Origin of the sequence: Microcystis sp. M109S1 (assembly GCF_020247025.1) — a bacterium.
Classification (GTDB): domain Bacteria; phylum Cyanobacteriota; class Cyanobacteriia; order Cyanobacteriales; family Microcystaceae; genus Microcystis.
This window is the reverse complement of record NZ_JADBRW010000106.1, coordinates 1-8,536: the sequence shown is the minus strand read 5'-3', so window position 1 is coordinate 8,536 and position 8,536 is coordinate 1. Positions and strand designations below refer to the sequence as shown.

Below are 8,536 nucleotides of genomic sequence, written 5' to 3'. Positions count from 1 at the left end.
TCTTTCCGAAAGTCCTTGACTTGTTTCAGTTTTTCTATTAAGCTCAACATATATTTTAAAGGTTGGCGGTCACTTCTCATTTTACCTGACGGTGATCGCTTTTACTTTTGATATTCTGATGGGAGAATGAAACAGCCCTACGACGTCGGGGGGGGGTTGGGGTATGGTTGCCTCTTGCCTTCAGAAGCTGATAACTGATTCAAGGCTGACGACCGAGGACTGACACCTAACCCCCAACAGCTAACGGCTAAAAATAATCTTCTCGATGGCATCTAGGGCGGTTTCTAGGTCATCGTTGACGATTTGATAGGGGAATTCCTCGCTGGCGGCTAATTCTTCTTGGGCGCGCTCTAGACGGCGGGCGATCGCTGTTTCGGCATCTTTGCCCCGGCCGCGCAAACGACGTTCTAATTCCTCGAAACTGGGGGGTAGGATAAAGATTCTCCTCGCTTCGGGGAAGCTTTGACAGACCTGTCTGGCTCCCTCTAATTCGATTTCTAGAATTACGGTCTGGCCTGTTGCTAATTGAGCGGCGATCGCTGATTGGGGTGTCCCATAGTAGTTGCCCGCGTATTCGGCCGATTCCAGAAATTGTCCAGCTGCCATTTTCTCCTCGAAACTGGGACGGTCGATAAAGTAGTAATCTTCCCCCTCAATTTCACCCGGTCGAGGTGGGCGCGTAGTGGCGGATACGGACAGGTAGAGGTTAGGGAAACGAGTTAGTAAATGCCGGACTAGCGTACCCTTGCCCACGCCGCTAGGGCCAGTAATGACAATTAATTGACCGGGTTGCATGGGGTTAATAACTTAGTTGCTACTATTAACAGGCGCTTCCTTGTTGACCACGAAACGGTGAGCCACGGTTTCTGGTTGAATGGCCGACAGCACTACATGACTAGAATCGGTGATGATCACCGCACGAGTCCGTCTTCCATAGGTAGCATCGATTAAACAGCCTTTATCCCGAGCATCACTGATGATGCGTTTGATAGGAGCAGATTCCGGGCTAACGATGGCGATAACCCGATTAGCGGAAACAATATTACCGAAGCCGATGTTGATCAGTTGTATATCCATAAGTTAACAAAGGTGCAGTCCTTTGTACAAAAGAGTGTGGAGGTATGATTACAATGTTATCGAGAAAGATTTAGCCTTACAACGCTAAAAATAACATTCTTAATCACATTTTAGTATTTTTTCAGGTTTTTTGCGATTTTAATTAAATTTGTTTACACGAGTCTCTATCTTAGGGAACAAAAAGGCAAAAGTCGGGAAAATTAGGGAATTTTGAGGGTCTGGGGTGATGGGGTGTGGGGTGCGGGGAGCTTTTTTTCAGTGATCAGTAAACAGTAAACAGTAATCAGTGAACTGAAAACTCACATCTGATAACTGACGACCGATCACTGATCACTGTGAAGAATGTCCCCAGCAATGGCATGATAATTATGGTAACTAATAAGTATTCTCTATCCTTGGTGGGTGCGTTAGACTATGGGTTTTGCTGATCTATCGATCGCTGATATTGCGGCAGAGTACGATCTGGCCGATGAATCTGTGTTGTCACTTTGCGACCAATTAGGCATCTCCTATAAAGATCGGCAGACTAATCTCGCCCTAGAAGATGCTAAAGCAATTATCTCACTGATTTTATCCCAACGCTCAGGAGTAACCGCCTCGAAAACGGAAACGTCCCCTTGACTTTATTCCCAACTGCGATCTTCTCGGTGTCCGTGATCACTTAGAATCGATCGACACCCTCCCAGAGGAGAAAATTTTTTAGTCACCTTAAAATCCCCTTTCTTGGAACAATTGCGAGTAGGAGAACAATGATCAAACGTTTGATTGTGGCAGCGATCGCTGTAGTCTTTTTTGTATTACAATTCAATCTTAACGGCGCTAGTGCCTTAGAACTCGATGAAAAAACCCTCACCATCACCCTCAATGATGCGGGGGGAGCGGTGACTTTGACTTCCGAGCAAGCGACGGAAGGACAGAAACTTTTTGTCGCCAATTGTACTAAGTGCCACCTGCAAGGTAAAACCAAAACTAATAATAATGTCAGTTTGGGTCTGGCCGATCTGGCAAAAGCGGAACCCCCCAGAGATAATCTGTTAGCATTGATTGATTATCTAGAACATCCCACCAGTTACGATGGTGAAGATGATCTGAGCGAATTCCATCCCAATGTTAGCCGTCCCGATATCTTCCCAGAATTACGCAATCTGACCGAAGATGATGTGTATAACGTCGCCGCTTATCTGTTGGTTGCTCCCCGTCTAGACGAGCGCTGGGGTGGGACAATTTACTTCTAAATTGCACTCCATATATCCCTCGATCCCTCTAGATTTCTAGGGGGATTTTTGATTAGACAGCAAATAGTTGTAAAAATTCTTTGAGTTCATTTAATACCTCATGCTCAAAGTTCCAAATATGAGGTTTATGTTTCATAACATAATCAAATCCATTCATACTGCACTTACTGCCAGCTTGTTTTTTTTCTGCTGTGGAACAGGTATCAAATCGTATATAGTTACTAATCCAAAACTTATCAAAATCTTTGTCTTTAATCGATTTTTCTTGCTTGTTTAAACAATTTCTCCAGTCTTCTAAACAATCCGCATAGGTGGAATCTTGACTTTTAATCTTCTTGAGAACTGTTTCTAGTTCTCCTTGTCCGTCCACATTGGTAAAATAACAAGCAAATTCTGTGATTTGATCTTCTATTGTTGTCAATCTATAAAGCTGACTGGTTTCTCTAATATCTTCCGCTTCTGGATAAACCTTTTTTAGACAATCGTTAAGCCAATTTAGTCGCTCTGTCTTAGTATCAGAATCTTGATCGATAATAATACCAACTTTAGGGATAGCTTTTTTACGAATAGTCGCCTTAATTTCATCGAAAGTGCTGGTTAATTTAGCTTGATCTAAACCCTGTAAACATTTATAGTCATCTTCCTCAAAGCAAATCGGTTTATCTAACTGAATTTTGTTAATATTTAAGTATTTCACTAGGGCTTCGATAAAAATTTTATCATTCTTGCTCTCGACGATTAATAAGTTACTCACCTCTCACCTCATTGCCATGTTTTAAGGCGTACTCTAAAGTGCTTAATTGTCTTTTAATACCGATAATTTTATCAGTTCTGGGACTTCTGGCTAGTTCAAAATAGGCCCCCTCTTCTGGATAATATTCTAACCCCACATCGGCAAAAGCTTGGATCATCTCTAAACTATGGGTTGTGGCAAAAATTTGGCTATCTAGTTCCATAGCTAATCGGAATAAAGTTTTCCAAATATCTGGGTAAGCAGTATAGTGAAGACCATTTTCTATTTCATCGATAAAAATGATTTTTTGCGGATTAAGCAGCAGAGTAATAATTATCTCTATCAGACGATTAATAGCTTCACCAAAAAGAGATACAGGTAGGCGTTTTCTCTCTTTTCTTTTCAGATATAAATTTGGTTCGCCCAGAAAAAAACTTTCTATTTTCTCAATGGACGGATCGAGAATTTGTAGAGCTTTTAGCACTTCTTCTTCCTGTTCATTAAAAACTATTTTAGTATAGGACTCGCTCAATTCTTCCAAAGATTTATTGACAGATGCGGCAATGATTACTGGTTCCTCATCACCCGCATCAGGTAAAGCTAGTATTCCCTCAGAACTAGCAATTAAAAAATAGTTCAGTTGACTATCTTTTGAGTCATTCTCAGGGTCAAAAATTGTTTGTATATTTAAGATAGAAATAACCGATTTATTTTTAGCGATAAAATTATATAATTGTTGCCAATCTTCAGGGCGACCTAGAAGACTATCTTTAAGAGAATCGGAAATCGATATTTTTACCAATTTATCTCCTTGATTAGATTGGGAGCCTTTTAACTCAATAATATTTTTTCTATCAAGATTGAATAATAAATTATCCCAAGCATTTTTAGGAATAGTCGGAACAACTGCTAAAGATTCCTTACGAATGATTCCTCTGATGTAGGGATGAATAGTATTTGGATAGGGATAACTATATAAAAATATTGCCTCTAACAAGGCAGTTTTCCCTGAATTGTTTTTACCACCAATTAAATTAACTCGCTCAAAACCTTCAATTTTGGTATGCTCAAAACATCTAAAATTACTAATTTCAATATCCTTAATCATGTTGACCTCTGGGCTGGATAAGCATAAACTTAGGGGTAGGAATGACCCTGGCGAGATGGGGATTTTTTTACTTAATTCTAGACGAGAATCGCCTCAAACTCTCAAAACGGTGACTATCCCTGACGGAAACTGCCGCCCTAAGAGATAATAGAGACAGGGATTTATTTACATTTCTTCATCATGGCTAGAGACTTACGAGGATTTATTAAGCTTTTAGAAGATCGTGGGCAATTACGCCGCATTAGTGCATCGGTCTCTGCCGATTTAGAAATTGCCGAGATCGCTAATCGGATGCTACAGGTGGGGGGACCGGCCCTACTGTTTGAAAACGTGCAAGGAGCAGAGTTTCCCGTCGCTATTAACCTGATGGGAACGGTAGAACGCATCTGTTGGGCGATGAACCTGAATAAACCCGAAGAATTGGAAGATTTAGGCAAAAAACTCGCCCTGTTGCAACAACCGAAACCCCCGAAAAAACTCTCCCAAGCGATCGATTTTGGTAAAGTTTTATTTGATGTGCTGAAAGCCAAACCCAACCGTAACTTTTTCCCTGCCTGTCAACAGGTGATTTTAGAAGGGGATGAAGTAGATTTAAAGAAAATTCCGATGATTCGCCCCTATCCGGGGGATGCAGGCCAGATTATCACTCTAGGGCTAGTAATTACTAAAGATTGCGAAACGGGAACCCCTAACGTCGGTGTCTATCGCTTACAGCTACAGTCTCACAATACCATGACCGTCCACTGGTTATCCGTGCGCGGTGGGGCGCGTCACCTGCGAAAAGCGGCACAAATGGGCAAAAAATTAGAAATAGCCATCGCTTTAGGGGTTGATCCTCTGATTATCATGGCCGCCGCCACTCCTATCCCCGTAGATCTCTCAGAATGGCTGTTTGCGGGATTGTACGGCGGTTCCGGGGTACAGTTAGCCAAGTGTAAAACCCTCGCTTTGGAAGTGCCGGCCGACTCAGAAATCGTCCTGGAAGGAACAATTACTCCCGGAGAGGTATTGCCAGATGGACCCTTTGGTGATCACATGGGTTACTATGGCGGTGTGGAAGATTCACCCCTGATTCATTTCCACTGCATGACCCATCGTCGCGACCCCATTTATTTAACCACTTTTAGCGGTCGTCCTCCCAAGGAAGAAGCGATGATGGCTATCGCTCTTAATCGTATTTATACACCGATTTTACGGCAACAGGTGTCGGAAATCAGGGATTTTTTCCTACCTATGGAGGCTTTAAGCTATAAAGCGGCGATTATCTCCATTGATAAAGCCTATCCTGGACAAGCGCGGCGAGCGGCCTTAGCTTTTTGGAGTGCCTTACCCCAGTTCACCTATACTAAATTTGTCATCGTCGTCGATAAGGAGATTAATATTCGCGACCCCCGGCAAGTGGTTTGGGCAATTAGTTCTAAAGTGGATCCGGTTCGCGATGTGTTTATTCTCCCGGAAACCCCCTTTGATAGCCTCGATTTTGCCAGCGAAAAGGTCGGTTTGGGGGGGAGAATGGGAATTGATGCCACCACTAAAATGTATCCTGAAACTGACCACGAATGGGGGGAACCTTTGGAGTCGGATACTGCCATGGCACTCAAGGTTTCCCAACGCTGGTTAGAATACGGTTTAATCGATATTAATTTACAAGAAGTGGATGCCAATAAGTTTGGCTACGAAATGTAGATTTAACCGACTAAATACTCAATAGCTTATCTTGTCCCTAAATCTCAAAAAAATCGGGCTAGAAATATCTTCTAACCCGATATTACTGATTAAATTATCGACTTAGTAAGCGTCCTGTAGTTCGTAGAATTCGGGAGAAACGTAATCTTTGCGTAGAGGCCAACCGACCCAATCTTCCGGCATTAAAATCCGTTTCAGGTGGGGATGTCCTTCATAAATAATGCCGAACATATCATAACTTTCTCGTTCTTGCCAGTCAGCTGCTTTCCAAATCCAGTACACCGAGGCAACCCTGGGATTATCTCTGGGAAGAAAGACTTTTAAGCGCACTTCCACGGGACTATCGACATTATCGGTTACTTTGACTAGATGATAGAAACTAACTAATTCTTTCCCCGGTCCCAAATCGTAAGCACCCTGACATTGGAGATAATTAAAACCATAAGCGTATAAAGCAGTGGCCAGAGGAATTAAAAAGTCTGCTTCTACTTTAATCAATTCCACACCACTATGGTCAGCTTCTAAAGCTTGATGATCAAAACCATTTTCGCTTAACCAAATCGAAGTGGGGCCAGCTTGCACAATAGCTGTCGTTTCTTCAGTCATTTAGATTTCTTCCTTTTGTTTCGTGGTCAAAAGAGCGGGGGGAACAGGCATACCGGTGGCTTCTAGTAACTCTTTCGGAGGTGCTTGACGGGTGGCCGATTGCAGATATTTACCCGTAAGAATCGGTTCCGTGGGCTGCATTTTATGGGTGGTGCTGTAATAACGATTGGTTTGCTGGAGGACAGTCCCGCGTTCTTGAATAGATTCGTTAGCGACTTTTTTCCGCAGTTTAATAATCGCGTCGATAATCGCTTCCGGACGGGGGGGACAACCGGGTATATAGACATCCACGGGGATAAGTTTATCTACCCCTCTAACCGCAGTGGTGGAGTCACTGCTGAACATTCCCCCCGTAATCGTACAGGCACCCATGGCGATAACGTATTTAGGTTCCGGCATTTCTTCATACAGACGCACCAAAGCGGGGGCCATTTTCATGGTGACTGTACCAGCAGTGATGATTAAATCGGCTTGCCGGGGACTAGAACGGGGAACTAAACCAAAGCGATCGAAATCAAAACGGGAACCAATCAAGGCTGCGAACTCGATAAAACAGCAAGCTGTACCGTATAGCATCGGCCAAAGACTTGACAAACGCGCCCAGTTATACAGGTCATCAACGGTGGTAAGGATGACATTTTCCGATAAATCCTGGGTAACTTTAGTGCGTTCGATGGGATTGAGGATTTTTTCGCTTTGTTGTTCGATAATTTGCTTAAATTCGCTGGTAGGGTTGGGACTCATCGGGTTATCCTCTCATGAAAAGTCAAAAATAAGGAAAATTATGGCTGTTATGACCATTCTAAGGCTCCTTTCCGCCAAGCATAGACGAGAGCAACCACAAGGATAGCAATAAAGATCAGTGCTTCTACAAAAGCTAATAGGCCCAATTGATTGAAAGCTACTGCCCAAGGGTAGAGAAAGACGGTTTCCACGTCAAAAACCACGAAAACGAGGGCAAACATATAATAACGAATGTTAAACTGAATCCAAGCACCGCCGATCGGTTCCATCCCCGATTCATAAGTGGTGCGTCTTTCCGGACCACCACCACTAGGCCGCAGGACTTTGGAGGCCGTTAGGGATAGGATTGGTACTAAACTGCAAGCGAGCAGAAATCCTAGAAAATACTCGTAACCTTTGAGGACAAACACTGGTTTTTTTTTCTCCTTATTCGCTATCGACAGGGGAAGTTGTCGGCATCTCTATGGCTACTTATTATAGAGGCTTTAGCAACCCGTCTCCTTCTCAAAAGCAGCATTGAGGATGTCAACTAGATTGCTCGTTAAGATTGTACGGGAGTGCTGGAGTTGCCAGTTCGAGCATTTGTACTAAAATTTCCGATAGGCAGTCTAAATTAGGAGCCGACCAAAGCAGCGATCGCACTAAGAGGAGAGGGTCTGGTATGGGGATAAATGTAAAAATTTATTAAATTGTAGCGTATGATACAGTCTGGGGGGGAGTAGAGTGCATATTGGCCACTATCTGCAACTAAACAGGAGAATTAAGCCATGGCTACTTACTACGGTACTATAGTTTTAGAATTCTCAAAAGATATAATGAATTAGGAGAAGAAGGAGTTAAAAATCTCAAGAAAAAAAGTGCGGAACATCGGAGAGGAAAAGAACCTTTATTGAAGGAAGAACAATTTCAAAAATTAAAAGAAGAACTGAAAGAACGTCCTGCGGATGGAGGAATCTGGACAGGACCGAAGGTAGCCAGATGGATAGAAAAGGAAACGAGGCGAGAAAAAGTTTGGAATCAAAGGGGATGGGATTACCTAAAAAAGTCGAGATATTCTTGTCAAAAACCCAGTCCAAAACATGAAAAGGGAGACCCAGTTGAACAAGAAAAATTCCAGCAAAATTTACCAATAAAAGTCCAAGAATTAAGAGATAAATTTACCAGTTCTCAAGTAGAAGTCTGGTTCTTTGACGAACATCGAGTTGGCTTAAAACCAATCATTAGAAAAGTCTGGGCTCCAATAGGAGAAAGGCCTTCTGCCCTGGTGCATCCTCGTTATGAATGGTTATATGTTTACGGGTTTGTTCAGCCAAAAACACGAAAAACACTCTGGTATTTAATCCCAAG

Annotated in this window: 11 protein-coding genes; 4 read left to right on the top strand and 7 right to left on the bottom strand. The window is 42.8% G+C overall.

The features are described 5' to 3' along the window. Positions 1 to 240 precede the first annotated feature (240 nt). On the bottom strand, positions 241 to 795 hold the full coding sequence (gene gmk, locus IM322_RS05125) for a guanylate kinase (RefSeq protein ID WP_287674790.1): 555 nt from the start codon (positions 793 to 795) through the stop codon (positions 241 to 243). A gap of 12 nt (positions 796 to 807) precedes the next feature. Then, on the bottom strand, positions 808 to 1,077 hold the full coding sequence (remA, locus tag IM322_RS05120; protein ID WP_002737924.1) for an extracellular matrix/biofilm regulator RemA: 270 nt from the start codon (positions 1,075 to 1,077) through the stop codon (positions 808 to 810). Positions 1,078 to 1,491: 414 nt separating this feature from the next. Between remA and IM322_RS05115 the strand changes: the two genes are divergently transcribed. Together IM322_RS05115 and psbV are read left to right on the top strand one after the other, a co-directional pair. Further along, positions 1,492 to 1,698: a hypothetical protein gene (locus tag IM322_RS05115; protein WP_002735525.1), complete on the top strand. Its 207-nt coding sequence runs from the start codon at positions 1,492 to 1,494 to the stop codon at positions 1,696 to 1,698. Positions 1,699 to 1,826: 128 nt separating this feature from the next. Then, positions 1,827 to 2,312, top strand: a complete 486-nt coding sequence (psbV, locus tag IM322_RS05110; RefSeq protein ID WP_287674789.1) for a photosystem II cytochrome c-550 — start codon at positions 1,827 to 1,829, stop codon at positions 2,310 to 2,312. A 52-nt stretch (positions 2,313 to 2,364) separates the two neighbouring features. Here the strand turns inward: psbV and IM322_RS05105 are convergent, their stop codons facing one another. Beyond that, positions 2,365 to 3,066, bottom strand: coding sequence for a DUF3226 domain-containing protein (locus IM322_RS05105; protein WP_287674787.1), 702 nt, complete (start codon positions 3,064 to 3,066; stop codon positions 2,365 to 2,367). Next, positions 3,059 to 4,153 carry an AAA family ATPase gene (locus tag IM322_RS05100; RefSeq protein ID WP_287674786.1) on the bottom strand — a complete coding sequence of 365 codons (1,095 nt, stop codon included), beginning with the start codon at positions 4,151 to 4,153 and terminating at the stop codon, positions 3,059 to 3,061. Before IM322_RS05100 ends, IM322_RS05105 begins: the two co-directional genes overlap by 8 nt. A 180-nt stretch (positions 4,154 to 4,333) precedes the next feature. Here IM322_RS05100 and IM322_RS05095 point away from each other — a divergent pair, with 180 nt between their 5' ends. After that, a complete protein-coding gene (locus IM322_RS05095; RefSeq protein ID WP_287674784.1) occupies positions 4,334 to 5,839 on the top strand; it encodes a UbiD family decarboxylase in 1,506 nt (501 codons plus the stop codon). 102 nt (positions 5,840 to 5,941) lie between these two features. Here the strand turns inward: IM322_RS05095 and IM322_RS05090 are convergent, their stop codons facing one another. The 3 genes from IM322_RS05090 to ndhC are packed head-to-tail and all read right to left on the bottom strand — an operon-like array spanning position 5,942 to position 7,599. Further along, positions 5,942 to 6,445, bottom strand: coding sequence for an NAD(P)H-quinone oxidoreductase subunit J (locus tag IM322_RS05090; protein WP_286826451.1), 504 nt, complete (start codon positions 6,443 to 6,445; stop codon positions 5,942 to 5,944). Further along, entirely contained in the window at positions 6,446 to 7,189 is a 744-nt protein-coding gene (gene ndhK / locus IM322_RS05085; protein ID WP_271991212.1) for a photosynthetic/respiratory NAD(P)H-quinone oxidoreductase subunit K, read from the bottom strand. Between the two features lie 47 nt (positions 7,190 to 7,236). After that, positions 7,237 to 7,599, bottom strand: coding sequence for a photosynthetic/respiratory NAD(P)H-quinone oxidoreductase subunit C (gene ndhC, locus IM322_RS05080; RefSeq protein WP_002739390.1), 363 nt, complete (start codon positions 7,597 to 7,599; stop codon positions 7,237 to 7,239). Between the two features lie 389 nt (positions 7,600 to 7,988). Between ndhC and IM322_RS05075 the strand changes: the two genes are divergently transcribed. Further along, a partial coding sequence (locus IM322_RS05075; RefSeq protein WP_287713127.1) for an IS630 family transposase occupies positions 7,989 to 8,536 on the top strand: 548 nt, incomplete at its 3' end.

Bases quoted from the DNA above. Each gene is read 5' to 3' on its own strand.
- IM322_RS05090 (WP_286826451.1), bottom strand. From the start codon at position 6,445: ATGACTGAAGAAACGACAGCTATTGTGCAAGCTGGCCCCACTTCGATT.
- psbV (WP_287674789.1), top strand. From the start codon at position 1,827: ATGATCAAACGTTTGATTGTGGCAGCGATCGCTGTAGTCTTTTTTGTA.
- IM322_RS05115 (WP_002735525.1), top strand. From the start codon at position 1,492: ATGGGTTTTGCTGATCTATCGATCGCTGATATTGCGGCAGAGTACGAT.
- IM322_RS05100 (WP_287674786.1), bottom strand. From the start codon at position 4,153: ATGATTAAGGATATTGAAATTAGTAATTTTAGATGTTTTGAGCATACC.
- gmk (WP_287674790.1), bottom strand. From the start codon at position 795: ATGCAACCCGGTCAATTAATTGTCATTACTGGCCCTAGCGGCGTGGGC.
- remA (WP_002737924.1), bottom strand. From the start codon at position 1,077: ATGGATATACAACTGATCAACATCGGCTTCGGTAATATTGTTTCCGCT.
- IM322_RS05095 (WP_287674784.1), top strand. From the start codon at position 4,334: ATGGCTAGAGACTTACGAGGATTTATTAAGCTTTTAGAAGATCGTGGG.
- ndhK (WP_271991212.1), bottom strand. From the start codon at position 7,189: ATGAGTCCCAACCCTACCAGCGAATTTAAGCAAATTATCGAACAACAA.